Below are 20,566 nucleotides of genomic sequence, written 5' to 3' on the forward strand. Positions count from 1 at the left end.
CGCCGCATCGTGTCACCTACCGAGTGAGCCATAACGATGCACTATTTTAACTCCAGACTGCTGTTTTTTCGAGAGATCTATATCAATTTAGCCTATGCAGATCACTGATTCAGGATTAACAATGACTCGGGTCTTTGTGCACGGAAGGTTCGTCAGCGCGTACGGAAGACTCGTGCGCGCGTACAGGACCTTTGTTGGCGCGCTCAGGACACTCGTGGGCGCGTCCGGGACCTTGCTCGGCGCGGGTCGGCGTCTCCCCAGTGCTGACGGGACTTGGATCAGCATGCACGGTCAATAGACCCGCGGCTGAAACCCCTCGGGGACATCCAGCGTGAAGACCTGATCCTGAATGCGCGCCACATAGAATCCGTCGCGCAGGACCCGTTCGCGCAGCGTCGGCGTGAGGTCTACCGCCGCCAGGATGCCGTAGAGCCGTTTGTCGCGGTGCTCGGGGAGGAATTCGCGGAACCGTTGCAGCAGGTCGCGCAACTGCGTAATCCCCTCTTCGCGCGGGTGGCTCTTCACCTCGACCACATAGGCCGCGTTGACCGGGCCGTTGGCGTAGGCCAGCACGTCGATCTCCAGGTGTCGGCCCCCTTTGGTGACGCGCACGCTGGGGCTGATGACCTCCATACCGAAGCGTTCGCGCAGGAGCTGCTCCATGGAGGGTAAGGCCAGCCCCTCGGTAAAGCTGCCGAACTTTTCACCCAGGCCGCCGATCTGCTTGCCCAGTTCCTTGATCTGCCGATCGGTTTCCTGTGCCTTGCGCTCCGTCTCCTGCCCCCTGCGCTCCGCCTCCTGTTGTGCCTGCTTTTGCGCCTCGGCCAGTTCGCGCAACAAGGCCCATACCTCTTCGGACGTAGTAGTCATGGTGTGATCGCTCCAGTGATGCCGATGATGCGAGTATAGAACGATCGGTCGGGGCCGCGGTCCGGACCTGCGGTCTTGGGCTGGTCCCGACGCACCGCGGGGCGGTGCGACGGCATCCCCACGCGGCGCGTGTGGACGAGAGTGATCTCCCACTGCCTGCCAGGCGGCAAGGGCGCCGATGACAAGCAATCTGCCCTGGAATGGTGCGCTGTCCGCCAAGGTGCTGCGCATCCGGAAAGCCGCCGCCAGGCGGCCCCAGGGAGCGCCGACAGTCTGTCGGCGAGGGCGCGCCGCGCGGTTGGGGCCTTCCGAAAAACCCAACCGGCGGGGCTCACTGCAAGACCGCGAACCGCCTGACGGCGGTTGGCCGACAGAATGTCGGCGCTCCCAGGCGCAGGATTGGGGCGTCCTGGCCGCAAGGATGGACCACTTGCCCGATCCTCTTTGCGACAGTCGCGCGGTGGCGGGCCTTGTCGTAAACCCGCCAAGGTCCCGTCAGGCGCAGGCTAAATCACTGAGCCGGATGCTCGGAGTCTTATGGCACGCGGTTTGCTAAATCCCAACCAAACGGAACTGGAAGCACACCGATGTCAGCCACTCGACCACTCGTTACCATCAACGATACGACCCTGCGCGACGGCGAACAGTCCGCCGGGGTGGCCTTCTCGCTGGCCGAGAAACTGGCCATCGCCCGGGGGCTGGCCGCCATCGGCGTGCCCGAACTGGAGGTCGGCATCCCGGCCATGGGCGAGGAGGAGCGCGACTCCATCCGCGCCCTGGCGGATCTCAACCTGCCGGTGCGCCTTATGGTATGGGCGCGGATGCTGCCGGCGGATCTCAAGCAGTGCCGGGGGCTGGGGGTGGACCTGGTGGACCTGTCGGTGCCAGTCTCTGACCAACAGATCCGCGGCAAGTTGGGGCGCGACCGCGACTGGGTGCTCGCCCAGATCCGCCGCGAGGTGCGCGCCGCGCTGGACCTGGGGTTCGCGGTCTGTGTCGGCGGCGAGGATGCCTCGCGGGCCGATCCCGAGTTTTTGTGGCGGGTGGCGGAGACCGCCCAGGCGACCGGCGCCACCCGCTTCCGCTTCGCCGATACCATGGGGATGCTGGAGCCGTTTGGGGTCTTCGAGCGCATCAGCGCACTGCGCAGCCGCGTCGACCTGGATCTCGAAATGCACGCCCACGATGACCTGGGGCTCGCCACCGCCAATACGCTGGCGGCCACGCGCGCCGGGGCGACCCATGTGAATACCACGGTCCACGGCCTTGGCGAGCGCGCCGGCAATGCCGCGCTGGAGGAGGTGGCGATGGCGCTCAAGCACACGCAGGGCGTCGCAACCGGCGTTGACCTGTCGCGCTTCGACGTGCTCTCGCGGCTGGTCGCCCGCGCCTCCGGCAAGCCGGTGGCCTGGCATAAGAGCCTGGTGGGGCAGGGCGCCTTCACCCACGAGGCCGGCATCCATGTCGATGGCCTGCTCAAGGACCCGCTGAACTATCAGGGCGTCGACCCCGCCGAGGTGGGCCGCATGCACGCGCTGGTGCTCGGCAAGCACTCGGGCCGGCGCTCGGTCTGCCAGGTCTATGGCGAGACCCTGCAGCTCGACCTGGCCCCGGAGCAGGCGGAGCGCGTCCTGCCCCTGGTGCGGCGCTTTGTCACCCAGAACAAACGCTCACCGGGCACCGCGGACCTGCGACATTTCTTAGTGGAGATCGGCCATCCGGGGGCGGTGCTGCAATGATCCTGGAACGCACGAGCGGAGGGCGCTGACGATGGATCTCTTGGAATTTGACGGCGAGCCGATGTATTTCGATGAGCCTGTCACCCCGGAGGTGGGGCGGCTGCTGGCCTATGCAGCCGAACGCTATGGGGAGATCGCCGCGGAGCACAGCCTGCTGCGCGCCTATTTCCTGGAGCCGGAGCATCTCTCGGTGCTGGTTGCCGTGTATCGCTATTTCTATTACCGGCGCTGCTATCGGGAGGCGCTCATCACGGCGGAACGGGCGATCGCGGTCGCCGCGGCCCGTCTGCAACTGCCGGCGCGTTGGCAGGACTTATCTGAGTCCGACCTGGGCGGCTCGGTGCTGGTCTCCATGAGCCTGACCCGCTTTCTGTTGCTGACACTCAAGGGCGCCGGCTTTCTGTTGCTGCGCCTGGGCGAGCCGGCGGCGGCCCTGGAACGCTTCGACAAGATTGCCGAGATCGACACCAGCGACCGGCTCGGCATCAAAGAACTGCGCGCACTGGCCCAGGGTGCCGTGGCCGAGGCTGCGGTGGCGCGTGCGGACGCAAATGTCAGCTTCATCGGCCGGTAGGGTGCGGTGAGTTTGTGAACCGCCCCAGCCGTCTTAGTTCCGAGGGGTTTGAGAATAAATGGACAGGATTAACAAGATTTCCCAGGATTTACAGAATTGCGGATGATATGAAGCCTGATGTTGCATCCTGTCAATCCTGAAGGATCCTGTTAATCCTGTCCCATTTCCAACCATCGGCGCGATCACTTCTTATTTCCCCGGAGGCTACGATGACAAACGACGATTTCGAATCCGACCTGGCGGAGTTGTCCAGCGCGGAGGACTTCCTGGACTATTTTCGGATCGATTACGATCCCAAGGTCGTGCAGGTGAATCGCCTGCATATCCTGCAGCGCTTCCATAACTACCTGGCCCAGGCGGGTGAACTGCCGGATGGCGCGGCGGCGCGTTGGGCGCTGCACGCGGACCGTCTGGAGGCGGCCTATCAGGACTTCGTGGTCTCGGATGCACGCACCGAGAAGCTCTTCCGGGTCTTTCACATGCACGAGCCCAAGACGGCCAGCATCCCATTGAGCGACCTGCTTGGGCAGATTCCCCGTGCGGCCGGCATTTGAGTTCGGCGCCGAGGTCCGTGTGCTGCGCAATGTGCGCAACGACGGGACCTACCCGGGCCTGGCCACCGGTACGCTCCTGCTGCGCCGCGGCAGTGTTGGCTTTGTGCGCGACGTCGGGACCTTCCTCCAGGATCAGATCATCTATTCGGTTCATTTTCTCGATGAGGACCGGGTGGTGGGTTGCCGGGAGGAGGAATTGCAGCCCGCCGCCGACCCCTGGGTGCCGAGCCGCTTCGAGTTCCGTGATCGGGTGACGGCCCGGATCCCCTTGGGCATTGCCGGCAAGGTGCTGGTGGAGCGGGGCGCCGCGGGGGAGGTGCTGAAGGTGATCCGCGATGCCCCGGGCGGGGTCGCTTATCACGTGTGGTTCGAGGGGCCGAATCCGCTCCAGGTGCCAGAGTCGGCGCTGGATGGGGTGGGCGTGGATGACGGGTTGTAGGGTGCACGGTGGTCAGAGGCGGTAGGGTGGATAAGCGTAGCGCATCCACCATTGCAGCCACCTCAAGCGGCTGGTGGATGCGGCGCGATCAAGTCCTGTGCCTGGTCCGCAAGCGTCTTACGCGCGCCTTATCCACCCTACGATGATCTTGAACTGCTAGCCAGGATGAATACCATGGGCCAATCACACAGCCACCCGATATCCACTGATCCGATGACTGACCGGCCCGAGTTTCGCTATCACCTGTTGCGTGCCGCCGCTGAGCGCTTCCAGGTCGGCGTGGCTGACCTGACAGCCGAGCAATTGGCGGAGGTGACGCGGCTGGCGCGCCGGACCTTTGAGCTGGAGTGTCTGGTCTTGGGCTCCCAGGAGGTGCGTGACCTGATCATTCCCGCCTCGCGGGTCGAAGAGGCGGTTGCGCAGCTGCTTGCGCGCTATGCCGATGCGGCGGAATTCGCCGCAGACCTGGAGCGCAACGGACTCGATCTCAAGACCCTGGGCCTGGCCCTGCAACGCGAACTGACTTTCGATGGGGCGATGAGCCGGGTGGCCGCCCGTGCGGCTGCGGTCACCGAGTTGGATGAGCGCCGCTTCTATGAGTCCCACCCGGAGCGGTTCAGCGTCCCGGAGCGGCGCACCGCCCACCATCTGCTGATTACGGTGAACGACGACTTTGCCGAGAACCGGCGCGACGTCGCCTTGGCGCGGATCGAGCAACTGAGCGAGCGTCTGCAGGGGCCGCCGGACGATGGCGCTGAGCGTTTCGCGGCCCTGGCGCGCGGACACTCCGAGTGCCCGACGGCCACCGAGGGTGGGCGGCTGGGGGAGGTAGTCCCCGGTCAGTTGTACCCGGCGCTCGATGCGGCCCTGTTTGCACTGGAGGCAGGTGAGATCAGCGGCCCAGTGGAGTCCGAAATGGGCTTCCATCTGCTGCTGTGCGAGGACATCGCGCCGCCGCGCTCCATCCCATTCAGTCAAGCACAGCCCCAGATCCGCCAAGTATTGGAGAAATGGGTCGCGCGCCGCTGTCAGCAGGCGTGGCTCGAGGCGTTACGACGACAGGCGGCCACGTCGGCCGATTCGGTTCAGAGCGAGGAGGCGGCGGCATGAACGACACACTCCACAGCTGTTCCTTTTGCGGCGCCCCTCAGGGGGTCGACACGCCGCTCATCGCCGGGATCGACGGCCACATCTGCGAGGCCTGTGTCGCCCTGGCCCATCAGGTGGTCACCAGTTGGGGGCGCTGCCGCGCGCTCAACGGACCCCACAAGGCCCCGCCTAAACCGCAGGAGATCAAGGACCAACTCGATCGCTATGTGATCGGTCAGGAGTCGGCCAAGGAGTGCCTGGCGGTGGCCGTCCACAACCACTTCAAGCGCCTGGCGGTGGAGTCCAAGTCCCCACGGCGTGCCCTGGACGACAGCGACCGGGTGGAGATCGACAAGTCCAACATCCTGTTGCTCGGCCCCTCCGGCACCGGCAAGACGCTGCTCGCCGCCACCTTGGCGCGCATCGTCGGGGTGCCCTTTGTGATCGCGGACGCCACCACCCTGACCCAGGCCGGCTATGTGGGTGATGACGTGGAGGGCATCATCGCCCGTCTGCTGGACGCGGCCGGCGGCAACAAGGACCTGGCCGAGTGGGGCATCGTCTATATCGATGAGATCGACAAGCTGGCGCGGGTGGGTGAGAACAGCCATGGCACCCGCGACGTCTCCGGCGAGGGTGTGCAGCAGGCGCTGCTCAAGCTAGTGGAGGGCACCCAGGTCAAGATCAATCTCAAGGGCCGCAAGGAGGCGGGTGAGCCGCCGCTGATCGATACCCGCAACATTCTATTCATGGTCGGCGGGGCCTTCGCCGGGCTGGAGCGCGTGCTGCGCCGACGGTTGGAGCCGGGGCCCGCGGGCATCGGCTTTCATTCCGAAATGACGGCCAAGGTGGACCCGCACGCCACCGCGCGCATCTATGACGAGACCCAGCCGGACGACCTGCGCCAGTTCGGCCTGATCCCGGAGTTCATCGGCCGCTTCCCGGTGGTGGTGGCCCTGCACGACCTGGACGAGGCGGCCCTGGTGCGCATCCTGACCGAGCCCCGCAATGCGCTGTTGCGCCAGTATCAGCAGTTGTTTCTCTTCGAGGGGGCCACGCTGCAATTCTCCCCCGAGGCCCTGACCGCCATCGCCCGCAAGGCCATCGCCCGCGGCACCGGGGCGCGGGGGCTGCGCAGCGTGTTAGAGGGGCTCTTGCAGCGGCCGATGTTTGAACTGCCGTCGATGAGCGGTGTGACCGGTTGTCTGGTCGATGAGTCGGCGGTGAATGGTGAGCGCCCGGTGCAGTGGCAATACACGGCCGAGGTGCCGGCGGCGGTGGCGGCCGGGGGCGGCTGAGCGTCGGGGGCGTCGCGGCCGGGGGGCCGCTCCTACGGCGTAGGAGCGGCCCCCCGGCCGCGACGAGCGACTCAGTACGCCATGCAGGGGCCGGTCAGCCGGTCGATCTCCTGTTCAAATGACCCGGTGATGCCTTCATAGGTCCCGAACTTCTCCCTGGTGTTCTGTGGATTAAGGAAGTCGAGGCGGTATGACCGCTTGAAATAGTCATAGCGAATGGTGACTGGACGGCTGCCCGGGCAGTCTGAGTAATGCCCATGTCTGGTATGCGTTTCACGCTTGCACTTGCCCTCATGGCATTCCTTTTCAGTCTCTTGTTTCGCGCAGTATCCGTACGTGGTGCATGACTCAGTGGTGTAGCTTTCGTGCGGGCGCCCTTGAGCGATGTCATTCCAGTTGCCGACGATGTTGGCCGACAGTCCGTTGTGGGTCACGCCCATGATGCTGATCCCACTGTGCCGGGTCATTTCGCCGGTATGCAGCGGGAGGCTGATCTTGTCGCTACCGTTGCCGATGTCGAGCCGCGGGGCACAGTCGTTCTCCACCGGGGTGATGGTCAGGCTGCCGGGTGCGATCAGGAGCTTCTTCTCCTTGGTGGACAGGGTGAACGGCTTGCCGTTCGGGGTCTCGATCCGCCCGTCGGGGTGCCAGGAACCCCGGGTGGGGTCGCAGGCGCAGCCCGACAGTAGTGCGCTGCCGCCGAGTAGGACGAACGAGAGCAATGCAGTGGTTCGTGGCGCGCATGGCCGGGTCATGAATCAGTCTCCTTTGGTTACTGTTTTCAATCTTCTGCATCCGGCGGCCCGGCGGCGCTGACGCGGTTACGCCCGTCGGCCTTCGAACGGTATAGCGCCTGGTCGGCGAGCTTGAGCAGGGCCTCGAGCGCGATCTGCGCCTGTCCGGTGGTGCTGGCCGTCCCTAGGCTGATGGTCACCGCCAAGTCCCCCGGCACCTCCCCATCAATGGCGAACGGCGTGTCGGCGATGGCACGGCGCAAGCGTTCGGCGGCCTGTGCGAGTTCCTGCGCCGTGCAGGGGTAGAGCACGATGAGGAATTCCTCGCCACCGTAACGCCCAACGCTGTCGAGCGCACGCGTCTGCGCCTGGAGCCGGCGCGCCACTTCGCGCAGTACTGCGTCCCCGGCCCAGTGGCCGTAGGTGTCATTGATGTTCTTGAAGAAATCGACATCGCCGCTGATCACGCCCAGCGTTAGTCCTGAGTCCCTGGCGACCGCGAGCTGGCCGGCCAGCCGCTCAATGACGCTGCCGCGGTTCAGCAGACCGGTGAGGGCGTCGTAGGTGGCCTTGTCGATGAGCGTCTGCATGGCCTGCTGGCGCAACAAAATACCGGAGACGCGGTCGGTCAGATGGCCGCCGAAGATGCGGATGAACTTCTGGTCCATGTCGCTAAACGGCTCATGGCGCGCCGCGGCGCTCAACAGGCCGATGCAGCGTCCGGCGCCGACCACGGGCAACACGATAATCTCGCTGATGGCCGGCGCGGCCAGGTGCTTGGGCGGGGCAACGTTATAGTGCGGTTCGGGCATCGACCAGCGTTCCGGGCGTTGCCGCTCCCAATGATAGGCGTCCCAGGGGGAGAGCGCCTGCTCGGTTGCCACTTGGGCCGAACCGCGCACACCGTCGATCACCAGGTAGCCGCCGTCGTTCTCGACCACCAGGCGCCAGGCGGCGACATTGGCGAAGTATTTCCACTGCGCCGCGACCTGCCGCGCGATGTCGTCGATGCTCTCAACCGCCTGGATGTCCTCGAGCAGATGGAACAACGCCTCATAGCGCACCAGCTGCTGTGCCGCGCGCTTCGTCCAATGAATGCCGCCGCTCATGGCGGGGGCATCGCCAGCGGATTCGGGTGTCACAGTATGGCGCGATACTCCGGGTCGAGGTCGAGTCGCAGTGCACTGGTGTAGATATTGAACATGGAGGCCATATCGATCACCGCAATGACCTCGTAGATTTCCTCCCGGCTGAAGCCTTCATCCATGAGCTCCTCGAAGTCGGCGTCCGTGAGTCCGTTGGGATTGCGGGCCACCTTGTCGGCGAACCGCACGACACTGCGGTAGCTGGCGGGCAACTGGAAGTCGGCACTGCCCTGGAGAAAGCGCTGCAAGTCCTCGAAGGTCAAGGTCTTGTCTAGGCTCAGCACATTTTGGGCGTGGCAGGCGGAGCAGTAGCGGGCGCCGTGCAGGCCGGAAACGGCGAATACGATCATCTCCTTGAGCGGCAGCGGCACCGTTCCGAAAAACAGGGTGCCCTTGGCCCGTTCCCAATAGGCGCGGGTCAGCGCAGCGCTGTGTCCCAGGCTCTTCAGCCACACCGGAACGCTGGTGGCCCCGGTGGTGCGCATGAAGTCATCGTAAACGTCACGGGTCGCGGACGAGGCGTCGGCATATTCGGTGAGCGTGTAGCGTTGCATGTTCGATGTGTCACTCTAGGTTGCAATCGTTGATGCCCCGGCGGCCGCGGCGCCAATCGGCCGTGTCGTTTAAGGGTCAGAGGACGGCGGCAGTTCGCCATCCACATAGAACCAGCGCCCCTGCAAGCGCTTGAAGCGGCTGCGCTCGTGCAACCGGTGGGCGCGCCCACCGATCTTGTAGCGGGCAACGAACTCCACCAGCCCGTGCTGGTCGTCCGCTCCGCCCGCCTGCGTAGCCATGATCTTGAGCCCGAGCCAACGTACAGTCTCATCCAGGGCGACGCCCTGCTGCCGGGTGGTGGGGTGCCAGGTGGCGCGCAGGTAGTCTGCCTCGCCCCGCGTGTAGGCGGTGTAACGCGAGCGCATGAGCCGCTCGGCGGTCGGCGGGAGTTGCGTCCCGGCGATCAGTGGGCCGCAACAGTCCGGGTAGGCGAGGGCGCTGCCGCAGGGGCAGGGGTCTGGGATCGGCGCTTGGGTGTTCATGCGGGCATCATGCCTCACCGGCCGTCGGCGTGAAAAGGGGGCCGCGCGCCGGCCTTGCTCGTCATCTCAAGTCTGAAGATTGGTTCCCGGCTTGGTTGCCTGGCGGCGCTGATGCACAATCGCGGGATAGTTTCTCTGTCGACCTGCCCGAACCCTCATGACCCAGACCTCTGCGCCATCTCCTGCCGTCGCTCGGCCGACTGCGCCCACCATCGAAACCTGCATCGGCAACACGCCGCTGGTGCGGCTGCAGCGGCTGCCCGCGGCGTCCGACAATCTGATCCTGGTCAAGCTCGAGGGCAATAATCCCGCGGGCTCGGTGAAGGATCGCCCCGCCCTGAACATGATCCGGCGGGCGCGGGAGCGGGGCGAGATCGGCCCCGGCGATACCCTGATCGAGGCCACCAGCGGCAACACCGGGATCGCGCTCGCCATGGCCGCGGCCATCATGGGCTATCGGATGGTGCTGATCATGCCCGAGCACATGAGCGTGGAGCGCCGGGCGGTGATGCGCAGTTTCGGCGCGCAGATCGTTCTGACGCCGCGTGCGGGCAGCATGGAGGCGGCCATCGACCTGGCCAATGCCATGGCGGCGCGCGGGGAGGGGGTGCGGCTCGATCAGTTCTCTAACCCGGACAATCCGGCCGCCCACTACGCCTCCACCGGTCCTGAGATCTGGCGTGACACGGCCGGACGTGTGACCCATTTTGTGAGCGCCATGGGGACCACCGGGACCATCATGGGCACGGGGCGCTATCTCAAAGAGCAGAACCCCGCGGTGCAGATCGTCGGCGTGCAGCCGGCGGAGGGGGCGAACATCCCCGGCATCCGCCGCTGGCCGGCCGCCTATCTGCCGCGCATCTATGACCCGGCGCGGGTGGACCGGATCATTGATGTGTCCCAGTCGCAGGCCGAGCAGACCACCCGTGAGCTGGCCGCGCGCGAGGGCATCTTCGCCGGTGTCTCCTCCGGCGGCGCGGTGGCGGCGGCGCTGCGGCTATCCTCTGAGGTGAGTGCCGCGGTGATCGTCGCCATCGCCTGTGATCGCGGGGACCGCTACCTGTCGACCGGGGTCTTTCCGGACTAAGAAGATGTCCGAATCATTCGCATAATGTCGGTGCGACTTAAGTCGCACCTTCATCCGATCCGATCGTTGGTGGTAACGGGCGTTCCGGAAATCACCTAAGATCGCGCCAATCATTTTTTCTGGATTTCAGGAACACTCAGTTGTCAAACAGAAAGCGCAAACCACTCCCGCCCGAGATCGAGGTCGAGATCGAGGGCCTGACCCATGAGGGCCGGGGTCTCACTCACTTCGACGGCAAGGCGACCTTCGTCGACTATGCTCTGCCCGGGGAACGGGTGCGGATGCGCTATACTCGCCTCCAGCGCAGCTTCGATGAGGGGCTGGCGGTGGAGGTGCTGCGCGTCGCGCCGGACCGGGTCGAGCCGCGCTGCCCGCACTTCGGTATCTGTGGCGGGTGCAACCTTCAGCACCTGGACCCGGCCGCCCAGATCCGCATCAAGCAGGAGACGCTCGCCGATGTGTTCACGCGCATCGGCCATGTCAGCCCCGCCGCCTGGCTCCCGCCGCTCGTCGCCGGTCACTGGGGGTACCGCCGCAAGGCGCGCCTGGGGGTGCGTTACGTGGTCAAGAAGGGCCGCACCCTGGTGGGCTTTCGCGAGCGCGGCACGCCCTATCTGGCCGATCTGCGCCGCTGCGAGGTGCTGCATCCGCAGGTGGGCGAGCGCCTCGTGGTCCTGGCGGAGGCGATCGATCACCTGAGCATCCGCGACCAGGTGCCGCAGATCGAGGTGGCGATGGGGGATGGCCCCTGCGTGCTGGTGTTCCGCGTGATGGCCCCGCCGAGCGCGGCGGACCTCGACATCCTGCAACGGCTGGCGGACGACCATGGCTTCCATTGCTATCTCCAGGAGGGCGGGGTGGAGACCATCCGGGCCTTGCCGGGCCATGAGGTGGAACTGCATTACGACTTGCCCAAGGTCGGCCTGCGCATGGTGTTCGCGCCGACCGAGTTCACCCAGGTGAATCTGGAGCTCAACCGTCTGATGCTGGATCAGGCCCTGGACCTGCTCGACCCGCAACCGGACGAGCGGGTGCTGGATCTCTTCTGCGGGCTCGGCAACTTCAGTCTGCCGCTGGCGCGCCGGGCCGGCGAGGTGGTGGGGGTCGAGGCGGAGGAGGGGCTCATCGCGCGGGCCACGGCCAACGCCCGGCGCAACGGTATCACCAACGCCCGTTTCGAGACGGCCAACCTCTATGCCGACCTGACCGACCAACCGTGGATGCGCGGGCAGTATCACAAGGTGCTGCTGGACCCGCCACGGACCGGCGCCCTGGAGGTCTTGGACTGGCTGCCGCGTCTGGGGGTGCAGCAGATCTGCTATGTGTCCTGTCATCCCAGCACGCTCGCGCGCGACGCGGACCGGCTGGTCAATGCCTTGGGTTATCGGCTGGTCAGCGCCGGGGTGATGGATATGTTTCCGCATACGGCGCATGTGGAATCGATGGCACTCTTCGAGCGTGTGGAGGTGTGAGTCATGGCACTGGAGATCGAGCGTAAGTTCCTGGTCAAGAATGAGTCCTGGCGCGGTGCAGTGGAGCGCGAGTGGCGCATCCTCCAGGGCTATCTGGCGACCAGCGGGGACCTCACGGTGCGGGTGCGCATGCGCGACGGTGCCGCCTTCCTCACCATCAAGGGTCCGCCCCGCGGCCTGGTGCGCAGCGAGTTCGAATACGCCATCCCCCCGGCGGATGGCGAGGCCATGCTGCGCGAGCTCACCATCCTGCCGCTGATCGACAAGATGCGTTATCGGGTCCCTTGCGGCGCCCATTATTGGGACGTGGACGTCTTTACCGGCGACAACGCCGGCCTGGTGTTGGCCGAGATCGAGCTGAAGCGGGAGCACGAATCATTCGAGCATCCCTCCTGGTTGGGGCTGGATGTCACCGACGATCTGCGTTATTCCAATGCCAATCTGGCGCGCCGGCCGTTTAAGGAGTGGTAAGCTGACGCTGCGCCGCTCTCGTCACACCGCTGGGCGGTGTGACGCATCGGTCAGGCGCTCAGCGCTGAAGTCCGCGCGCTGCCACCCGACGACGGGCGATTTCGCTGACTACATCACGTCTGATCGCACCCCGCGGCGGCAGTCTGGAGCCCGTGGCCGGTGTAGTCAGTTACAATGCTACGCTCCGGGCTGGCCAATCGGCGTTGCGGGGGACCTGGGGCCATCCCCCTGTCTGGCGCCCCCGCTCGCGGCCGGTCATTTCACGGGGTATGCGACCGCAGCGATCGGGGGCAGATGAACGACGAAGCGAACAAAGTGGTGGACGGTCGCGCGTCGCACGCGACGAATATCCTTAGTCCATCCGATTCCCCCTGGCTGGAGCGCCACCCCGAACCGTCCGTGACCGGCTCCGAGGCGTCGGCTGGCGTTGTATCCCCAAACTCCACCGCCGATCTGGCATCCCCCTTCGGCATCCCCCCCGGCACCGTGTTGGTCAACACCTACCGGGTCGAACGCCAACTCGGGGGCGGCGGTATGGGCGAGGTCTACCTGACCCGTCATGCCAAGCTAGGCACCCTGCACGCGGTGAAGGTGATCCGGCCCTTCATGGTGGCCAACCGTCAGGCGATGGACCTCTTCTACCGCGAGGCCAGGGTCCTGCGCGGGGTGCGCCACGATGCCGTGGTGAGTTACGACGGCTTCGTCCAGGACCATGATGGTCGGGACTATCTGATCATGGAATATGCGGACGGACCCTCACTCGCGGAGCGGATTCACCAGGGTCCGCTGTCCGTGGACGAGGTCTTGACCCTGCGCGACCGGCTCGCCGGCGGGTTGGCGCAGGCCCACCGCCAGGGGGCCGTCCACCGCGATCTGGCTCCGGACAACGTGATCCTGCCCGGCGGCCAGGTGGCCGCCGCCAAGCTCATCGACTTTGGCCTGAGTAAACTCACGCAACCGGGAACTCAGAGCATCATCGGATCGTCCTTCGCCGGTAAACACCTGTTCGCCTCCCCGGAGCAGTTCGGCATGTTCGGCGGCAAGGTGGATGCGCGTTCAGATATCTATAGCCTGGGGCTGGTACTGGCCGCCGCCGCCCTGGGTCGACCGCTGAAGATGGGCACGACCCTCGAGGCGGCTGTGCTCACCCGTCAGGGCGAGCCCGATCTGAGTCGGGTGCCCTCTGTCCTGCGGCCCTGGCTGGCCGCGATGCTGGCGCCCGATCCGGCGCGGCGGCCCGCGAGTCTGGACGACCTCCTGTTGCGCTGGCCGGTAGCCGGCGGGGCCGTGGCCGGTCAAGGCGCAGTGACCCGGGGGCGGATCGGGCTCATCGGCGGCGCCTTGTTCCTCGTGGCCGTTGCCGTGGGGTTCGCTGGTTGGCTCCTCTTGCCCAAGAACCCCCAGGACGCTGATGATAGTGCCTACAAGACCGCACTGGGGGCCGGCAGCGAAGCGGGGTATCACGCCTATCTGGCCAACTGCGCGGTCAACGGGTGTGGGCACCGGGTGGAGGCACAACAGCGCCTGAATGCATTGGTGGCGGAGCGCGAGGCCCGGGAGCGCGCGGAGCATGAGCGCCTTGCGCGGGTGGCAGCGCATCTTAAGTTCGAGCAAGAGCGCCAGGTCGCGGATGAACGGCAAGCCGCCGATGAGCGGGCCTTTGAGGCCGCACGCAAGGCCGATACCGAGCAGGGGTATCGTATCTATCTGGGGGCCTGTGCGGCGAACGGCTGTGGGTATCAGGGCGAGGCACTGAAACGCCTGACCGCCCTGGTCACGGCGCCCGAGGCCCGTGAGCGCGCCGAACGGGAGCGCGCCGAACGGGAGCCCATCGTCCAGCCAGAGACAACGGCCAAGGCAGCAGCCGACCGTCAAGACGCCGACGAGCGTGCCTTTAAGACCGCAGAGACGGCGAATCGCGAGGCGGCGTACCAAACCTATCTGGATGACTGTGCGCCCAACGGGTGCGGGTACCGGGCGGAGGTAGAGCAGGCGTTGGCGGTGGTGCGCGAGGCTGGCCAGAAGAAGCTGAAACTCCAGTTGGCGGCGGCCCAGGGGTTATTGGAAAAACGCAATATCGCGGCTGCGCTGCGGGCGCTGGATGATGCGAAGACCTGGGATCGCGATGGGGCGGTGGCCGCCTTCCGGCGGGAGCGGACCGTCAAGCTGCACGCCGCCGCCCGCGCCTTTCTGGAGCAGGGCCGTGCCGACAAGGCCAAGCTGGTATTGGATGATATGCGGCAGTGGGACCCACTGGCCCCCGAGGTTGCCGAACTGCGGGAGCGGCTGGCAGGTCAACGCAATTGAATCGATGCGCAGTCTAACGAGTATGATGGTGAGGGCGAGCGATGACTCTACATGATTGGATGCCGGGTCTGATGCTACTGGGCCTGACGTTGCCTATGGTTGCTGTAGCCGAGCCGCAAGACCCGGAGGTGCGCCGGTTGATGGAGCAGTACGAGCGACAAACCGCGCCGGCCAAGCCGCCGCCAAAGCCCGCGGCACCCAAGCCGCAGCGGCCGCCGCCGCAACCGGCGCAGCAGAAAGCGCCGCCGGTACCCAAGGTCCGCCCGACACCCGCGGTGGACCGCCAGTCGGTGGTCGAGCCGGCGATGGTCCTCATACCTGCCGGTAGCTTCTCCATGGGCTGCCGGCCGGACGAGAAGGCGTGCGGCGACGACGAGAAGCCCGCTCATCGGGTGCAGGTCGCTGCCTTTGAATTGGGGAAATTTGAGGTGACCTTCGACGCATGGGATGCCTGCCAAGCCGCCGGCGGTTGTAGCCGGCGTCCCAGTGACGCGGGATGGGGGCGGGGTAGCCGCCCGGTCATCAATGTCTCGTGGAGCGACGCCCAACAATATGTGACCTGGCTCAGCCGCCAGACCGGCAAGGCCTATCGATTGCCCAGTGAGGCAGAATGGGAGTATGCCGCCCGTGCCGGGACCACGACCGCCTTCAGCACCGGCGATTGCATCAATTCCAGTCAGGCCAATTGCGACGGCACCAGCGCGGATGATGCCGCCTGCGGTGACAACCCCGGCGTTTCTCTAGGGAAGACTCAGCCGGTGGGGCATTATCCCGCCAACCCTTGGGGGCTGTATGACATGCATGGAAACGTCATTGAATGGGTACAGGACTGTTGGCATAAGGACTATACGGGTGCCCCGCAGAATGGCTCGGAATGGCGGGATTCCTGCAAAAGCAGTGGGCTGCGCGTGGTGCGCGGCGGTTCCTGGCGCGACGCCCCGTGGCTCCTGCACTCCGCGCTGCGCAACCGGGACGGCTCCGGCGTGCGCAGCCCTGATGTCGGCCTCCGCGTGGCCAGGACGCTTAGCCCTTGATCCCTGGTTACCAAGCTCCGCTTGGTAACCTGTGTCCGGGACGCTCTGCCTCCCGAAGCTCGACGCGCCGCCTGCGGTGCCTTAGTCGACGATTTCGGCTTTTCAAGCTTCGGAACCCGTAGGATGGGTAGAGCGCAGCGAAACCCATCGTCATCGCTTCTGTAAGACCTTGATTGCTTAGTGAATCGAGCCCTGGAGCACGGGCCTTATCTGCCCTGCCTGCCTCGCCGACAGGGTGTCGGGGCTCCCAGGGCGCTCACTGACACTCGGTCAACACGGCTTCGGCCTTGGCCAGTTCCGGCGAGCGCAGTTCAGTGAAAATCGCCACCCCCCGCCCGGCGTGACAGCGGCCTTCGGCACCGCGGCCCTGGCGGGCCAGGGACTGGGCGAGAATTCGACAGACGAACGCTATCCACTGCTTGTGTCCGAGTGACTCGACCAAGCCCATCGACTCGCGGGCCAGCCGCTCCGCTTCAGCCCATTGAGCGCGGTCCAGCGCCAACAAGGCCAAGTTACCCGTAGAGATGGCGGCCGTCCGTGGATCGGGAAGAGAACGGGCCATCGTGAGAGACTCCTTGAGATGCGATTCGCACGCGTCGAACAGGCCGGATATCCTGAATACCTGACCCAAAACCCGGAGTACAACTGCGACAGCACGGCTTGTCGGCGATAGGCCGCGGTAGAGTTCCAGCGACTCCCGAAAGTCAGCGATTGCAGCTGGATAGTCCATCGCCGCCGTATGTCCCTGGCCGCGTAGTTGTAGAGCAACGGCGCGTTTGCGCGCGCAAGCGCCTGAACTGTGCCAATGGACCTGAATCAGCGCATAGGCCCGCTGCGCCCACCGTTCCCCGCTCTCACCCACTGCCACGGGCCGTACCCGCCGCAGAAACCGCGCGGCCAGCGGCGGCAGGAACCAGGTGTCGCCCCGTTGGTCCTCGAGCAGCAGCGCGCGGCCGCGTAGGTCGTCCAATGCGGTCCTGGCTGCCTCCTCGCTGAGTCTGGCGAGGGGCAAGAGCCAGTCGAGGCGTGCCGGCCTGGTGAAATGGACCAGCGCGGTGAGGACCGCGGTTTCGGCCGGGGTGAAGGTGTCCATCAGGTCGCCGAAGACGAACTCCAGCGGGTCGTTATGCTCGTTGATTCCTTGTCGGCGATGGGCCTCCTGCAGTCGCCCGATGGCCTCATCGACGGTTCGGCAGCGTCCTCGGTCCACTCCAAGCTGGCCAGCGGTCTAGGTGATCAGCAATGGATTGCCGCCGGTCTCCAGATAGAGCCGATCGCGCTCGTTCAGGCTCAAGTCTTGGATGGGGCGCCAGCGCTTGCCCAACTCCGCCAGCAACTCGTCGGCCGCCTCCCGCTCCAGCCGGTCGAGTCGGATGGTGCGGGCGGCGGAGCTGCCGGCGCGACGGCTGGTGACGATGGCGCGGCAGGTGTCGGGCAGCCAATCCAGCAACTCGTATACCAGGCGCTGCTCCTCCCGATTGAAGGTCTCCAGGTTGTCGAGTACCACGAGTGCGCGCTGGTCGCAGAGGGCGCGGCGCAGCAGACCCGAACGTTCCTTGGGATCGGCGCGGGGGATGTTGTCCCGGGTCAGGGTCCGGCCCAATTCGGCGAGCATGGAGTCGAAGCCGTCGACCCGGTGGTGGTGGAGTTGCTGCTCCCCGTCCGGGAGCAGTTCCCGGCCCTTGGCGGTGACCCAGAGTTTGAGCGGGAAGCGCTCGGCCGGCGCCCGATGCGCGGCTTCCAGGGCCAACGCGGTCTTGCCCACGCCGCCGGCACCGTCGAGCAGCACACCCCAGCCGCGGTGCTCAGGGCTCAGGTAGTGTCCGATCCTCTCAAGCTCCACGCGACGGCCAAAAAAGGGGCGGCGGCTGGGCAGCATCGAACGGGGTCCGGTGTGGACCTGGGTCGGCGGTGATGGTGCCGCGGCCGACCCGGTCCTGACCGATTGGGTGGCGCCAAGCCGGGTCCGGGCGGCGACCGGCTCGGCGGCGGTGCCCTCGTCCGACTCCAGTACGCCGTGTTCGTGGTCCGGGATGAAGCGCCAGCCGCCGGTCTTTTTGGTGGCAATGCGCGGCCAGAGTCGTAGCTCCGTAAGGTCCGCGCCGAAGATGACGCGCCCGGCGGTGTAGCCGTGGGCGCGTTGCGCCTTGGGTGGCTCGCCAAATTTCTCCATTCCAAAGACCGAGCACGCCTGGCACAGACGCACCGATTCCCGCGCGCCGCCGCGGCGGATGTACTCGATGGCGGCCTCGTGCATGTGGCCGAACAGATGGACGGCGAAGCGTCCCGGCGGGGCGATCTCGGTCGCACCGTGCTTCCGGGCCTCCGGCGTCAGCCAGCCCGGACCCTGGTGGCTGAGCAGCAGGCAGCCGTCGTGTCGGCGGGTCCAGGTGTCGATGCCGTCCGGACAGAGTGCGTGCAATTGACGGGCGTCCCAGACCAGGCGTCCCTGGTACTCGCTGCCGTCGAGTTGGAGGAAGGTGGTGTTGAGTCCGATGAGGCCGATAGAGCGTCCGCCACGCTCGATGGTCACCGCGAAGTCGCCGGGCAGGGTGCCGGCCGTCAGCCCGTCTGGCCTGTGAGGGGTGGCGTCCCACCACTCCTCATAGGCCGCGAAGGCGTCGTTGATCACCCGGCGATAGGCGCCGTCTGGGTTGTCCCAGAATTTCCCCGCGATCCGCTGGAAACCGTCCGGTTCCAGCAGGGTATCGATGGCGGCATTGTCCTCACGTGGGTTCGGGCGGTAGAGGTCGTGATTGCCCGGGACCGCCAGCAAGACCGCGTCAATGGAGTCAAGCCCGGCGAGCCGGTCCCAGATTGGCCCGAATACCTCCGCCTGCATGTTCTGGAACTGCGCGGACTCCCCCGACTGCACCAGGTCGCCGGTAAAGAGCACCGCATCCCAAGGGCCGCAGCGCTCGGCGAGTGCCCCCAGGTCATCCAGGAAGGGCTGGCGCAGATTGGGCCAGAGACAGTCCTGTCCCTTGAGTCCATAGTGGAGGTCGGTCAGATGCAGCCAAGAGAAGGTATCGGCAGGCATGAGGATGACTCGGGTCCGTGGGTCGCAGGCCCCAATTGTACTGCGACTATCGACTCGCCCGCAGATCGCCGAGTGTGATCATCAGGTCGCGGTTCTCCGGCCTGATGCGCAGGTTGAGCCGCTGGCCCTTGGCGGCTGGGTCCTGGACTGTCAGCATAGCGTTGTCTCCGATTTGATCGGACACTAGCATCTGCCTGACGACCTTGTCACCACTGACCACTTAAGGAGCGCACCACCACCCATGGCCACCGGACCCCAGAAGCCCCGCGGCGCCTATGTCTGCAACGCCTGCGGGGCGGCGCAGCCGAAGTGGAGCGGGCAGTGCTCCGACTGCGGGGCCTGGAACAGCATGGAAGAGATCGCGCGGCCGATGGCGTCGGCGCACCGCGCCCCCGCGCGGGGCGGGTTTGCCGGTGCGGTCGGCGCGGCGGAGTCCGAGATCCAATCCCTGGCGGACCTCCGGCCTGAGGAGCGGGTGCGCATCGGCACCGGGATCGGCGAATTGGATCGGGTGCTGGGCGGCGGTCTGGTGAACGGCTCGGTGGTCCTGCTGGGCGGCGACCCGGGGATCGGCAAGTCGACTCTGCTGCTCCAGGCCTGCGAGTCGCTGGGGGCGACCCAATCGGTGCTCTATGTGACCGGGGAGGAGTCGCCCCAGCAGATCGGGCTGCATGCCCGCCGCCTGGGCGTCACCGGGGCCGGTATTCGGTTGTTGGCGGAGACCTGCGTGGAGCGTGTCCTGACGCTCGCGCAGCAGGAGGCCCCGCGGGTCATGGTGGTGGACTCCATTCAGACACTCTATACAGACCTGCTGCCCTCGGCCCCGGGCTCGGTCAGCCAGGTGCGGGAGACCGCGGCGCAGCTGGTGCGCTTTGCCAAGCGGGCCGACACGGCGGTCTTTCTGGTCGGTCATGTCACCAAGGAGGGTACGCTGGCGGGGCCGCGGGTGCTGGAGCACATGGTCGATACGGTCCTGTATTTCGAGGGGGAACCGGGGAGCCCCTTCCGCCTGGTGCGGGCGATCAAGAACCGCTTCGGGGCGGTCAATGAGCTGGGGGTCTTCCACATGGGCGACCGGGGGCTGCGCGAGGTCAAGAACCCTTCGGCGATCTTCCTCTCCCGCCATGACGAACCGGTGCCCGGCAGCCTGGTGATGGTGACGCGCGAGGGGACGCGGCCGATGCTGGTGGAGGTGCAGGCACTGGTGGATGAGAGCCCGCTGGCCAATCCGCGGCGGGTGGCGCTGGGGTTGGACCAGAACCGGCTGTCGATGCTGCTGGCGGTCCTGCACCGCCACGGCGGGGTGGGGATGTTCAACCAGGATGTCTTCGTCAATGTGGTGGGCAGCGTGCGCATCAGCGAGACGGCGGCCGACCTGCCGGTAGTGCTGGCGGTGCTGTCCAGCTATCGCGACCGGCCCCTGCCGCTGGACCTGATGGCGTTCGGCGAGGTGGGGCTGTCGGGCGAGGTCAGGCCAGTGCCCAACGGCCCGGACCGGTTGCGGGAGGCGGCCAAGCACGGTATCCGCCGGGCGATCGTGCCGGCGGGCAACGTCCCGAAGGAGGGGGTGGAGGGGCTGGAAATCCTGGCGGTCAAGACCCTCGCCGCGGCCATCGAGGGGGTGTGAAGGCCTGAAAATGCGCTTTGATCATGCTATCTTGCGGGTCTACTTCGTC

Annotated in this window: 19 protein-coding genes; 12 read left to right on the top strand and 7 right to left on the bottom strand. The window is 66.2% G+C overall.

Features of this window, described 5'->3' with window-relative positions:
* Positions 1-291 precede the first annotated feature (291 nt).
* A complete protein-coding gene (locus tag QZY44_RS31265; RefSeq protein ID WP_295456839.1) occupies positions 292-870 on the bottom strand; it encodes a DUF3782 domain-containing protein in 579 nt (192 codons plus the stop codon).
* A 587-nt stretch (positions 871-1,457) separates the two neighbouring features.
* On the opposite strand from QZY44_RS31265, the gene nifV reads away from it, so the two are divergent.
* The 6 genes from nifV to clpX all read left to right on the top strand — a co-directional run bounded on the left by nifV (position 1,458) and on the right by clpX (position 6,563).
* Entirely contained in the window at positions 1,458-2,609 is a 1,152-nt protein-coding gene (nifV, locus tag QZY44_RS31270; RefSeq protein WP_295456841.1) for a homocitrate synthase, read from the top strand.
* 31 nt (positions 2,610-2,640) lie between these two features.
* Positions 2,641-3,183: a hypothetical protein gene (locus tag QZY44_RS31275; RefSeq protein WP_295456843.1), complete on the top strand. Its 543-nt coding sequence runs from the start codon at positions 2,641-2,643 to the stop codon at positions 3,181-3,183.
* Between the two features lie 209 nt (positions 3,184-3,392).
* Positions 3,393-3,737: a nitrogenase-stabilizing/protective protein NifW gene (locus tag QZY44_RS31280; protein ID WP_295456845.1), complete on the top strand. Its 345-nt coding sequence runs from the start codon at positions 3,393-3,395 to the stop codon at positions 3,735-3,737.
* The gene (locus QZY44_RS31285) at positions 3,721-4,176 is read left to right on the top strand and encodes a nitrogen fixation protein NifZ (protein ID WP_295456874.1); all 456 of its coding nucleotides are present in this window, start codon (positions 3,721-3,723) and stop codon (positions 4,174-4,176) included. Before QZY44_RS31280 ends, QZY44_RS31285 begins: the two co-directional genes overlap by 17 nt.
* A gap of 174 nt (positions 4,177-4,350) precedes the next feature.
* Positions 4,351-5,286: a nitrogen fixation protein NifM gene (nifM, locus tag QZY44_RS31290; RefSeq protein WP_295456847.1), complete on the top strand. Its 936-nt coding sequence runs from the start codon at positions 4,351-4,353 to the stop codon at positions 5,284-5,286.
* Positions 5,283-6,563: an ATP-dependent Clp protease ATP-binding subunit ClpX gene (clpX, locus tag QZY44_RS31295; RefSeq protein WP_295456849.1), complete on the top strand. Its 1,281-nt coding sequence runs from the start codon at positions 5,283-5,285 to the stop codon at positions 6,561-6,563. The genes nifM and clpX overlap by 4 nt, the downstream gene beginning before the upstream one ends.
* A 71-nt stretch (positions 6,564-6,634) precedes the next feature.
* Here the strand turns inward: clpX and QZY44_RS31300 are convergent, their stop codons facing one another.
* The 4 genes from QZY44_RS31300 to QZY44_RS31315 form a co-directional block, all read right to left on the bottom strand.
* A complete protein-coding gene (locus QZY44_RS31300) occupies positions 6,635-7,318 on the bottom strand; it encodes a hypothetical protein (RefSeq protein WP_295456851.1) in 684 nt (227 codons plus the stop codon).
* 26 nt (positions 7,319-7,344) lie between these two features.
* Positions 7,345-8,406 (bottom strand): GGDEF domain-containing protein, encoded by a 1,062-nt coding sequence (locus tag QZY44_RS31305; protein WP_295456853.1) that lies wholly within the window; start codon positions 8,404-8,406, stop codon positions 7,345-7,347.
* Between the two features lie 29 nt (positions 8,407-8,435).
* A complete protein-coding gene (locus tag QZY44_RS31310; RefSeq protein WP_295456855.1) occupies positions 8,436-8,996 on the bottom strand; it encodes a hypothetical protein in 561 nt (186 codons plus the stop codon).
* 69 nt (positions 8,997-9,065) lie between these two features.
* Complete coding sequence (locus tag QZY44_RS31315; protein ID WP_295456857.1) at positions 9,066-9,479, bottom strand: YchJ family protein; 414 nt, start codon at positions 9,477-9,479, stop codon at positions 9,066-9,068.
* Positions 9,480-9,636: 157 nt separating this feature from the next.
* On the opposite strand from QZY44_RS31315, the gene cysM reads away from it, so the two are divergent.
* The 5 genes from cysM to QZY44_RS31340 all read left to right on the top strand — a co-directional run bounded on the left by cysM (position 9,637) and on the right by QZY44_RS31340 (position 15,850).
* Complete coding sequence (gene cysM, locus QZY44_RS31320; protein WP_295456858.1) at positions 9,637-10,566, top strand: cysteine synthase CysM; 930 nt, start codon at positions 9,637-9,639, stop codon at positions 10,564-10,566.
* Between the two features lie 140 nt (positions 10,567-10,706).
* Positions 10,707-12,038 carry a 23S rRNA (uracil(1939)-C(5))-methyltransferase RlmD gene (rlmD, locus tag QZY44_RS31325; RefSeq protein ID WP_295456860.1) on the top strand — a complete coding sequence of 444 codons (1,332 nt, stop codon included), beginning with the start codon at positions 10,707-10,709 and terminating at the stop codon, positions 12,036-12,038.
* A 3-nt stretch (positions 12,039-12,041) separates the two neighbouring features.
* Positions 12,042-12,509: a CYTH domain-containing protein gene (locus QZY44_RS31330; protein WP_295456863.1), complete on the top strand. Its 468-nt coding sequence runs from the start codon at positions 12,042-12,044 to the stop codon at positions 12,507-12,509.
* A gap of 294 nt (positions 12,510-12,803) precedes the next feature.
* Positions 12,804-14,816, top strand: coding sequence for a serine/threonine-protein kinase (locus tag QZY44_RS31335; RefSeq protein ID WP_295456864.1), 2,013 nt, complete (start codon positions 12,804-12,806; stop codon positions 14,814-14,816).
* Positions 14,817-14,857: 41 nt separating this feature from the next.
* A complete protein-coding gene (locus QZY44_RS31340) occupies positions 14,858-15,850 on the top strand; it encodes a formylglycine-generating enzyme family protein (RefSeq protein WP_295456866.1) in 993 nt (330 codons plus the stop codon).
* A gap of 256 nt (positions 15,851-16,106) precedes the next feature.
* Here QZY44_RS31340 and QZY44_RS31345 read toward each other — a convergent pair whose 3' ends face one another.
* Both QZY44_RS31345 and QZY44_RS31350 read right to left on the bottom strand, forming a co-directional pair.
* The gene (locus QZY44_RS31345) at positions 16,107-17,060 is read right to left on the bottom strand and encodes a tetratricopeptide repeat protein (RefSeq protein WP_295456868.1); all 954 of its coding nucleotides are present in this window, start codon (positions 17,058-17,060) and stop codon (positions 16,107-16,109) included.
* A gap of 18 nt (positions 17,061-17,078) precedes the next feature.
* Positions 17,079-18,890: a metallophosphoesterase gene (locus QZY44_RS31350; RefSeq protein ID WP_295456870.1), complete on the bottom strand. Its 1,812-nt coding sequence runs from the start codon at positions 18,888-18,890 to the stop codon at positions 17,079-17,081.
* Positions 18,891-19,131: 241 nt separating this feature from the next.
* Between QZY44_RS31350 and radA the strand changes: the two genes are divergently transcribed.
* Entirely contained in the window at positions 19,132-20,517 is a 1,386-nt protein-coding gene (gene radA, locus QZY44_RS31355; RefSeq protein WP_295456872.1) for a DNA repair protein RadA, read from the top strand.
* The last annotated feature ends 49 nt before the right edge of the window (positions 20,518-20,566 follow it).

It is taken from the genome of uncultured Thiodictyon sp. (assembly GCA_903837595.1).
Taxonomy (GTDB): domain Bacteria; phylum Pseudomonadota; class Gammaproteobacteria; order Chromatiales; family Chromatiaceae; genus Thiodictyon.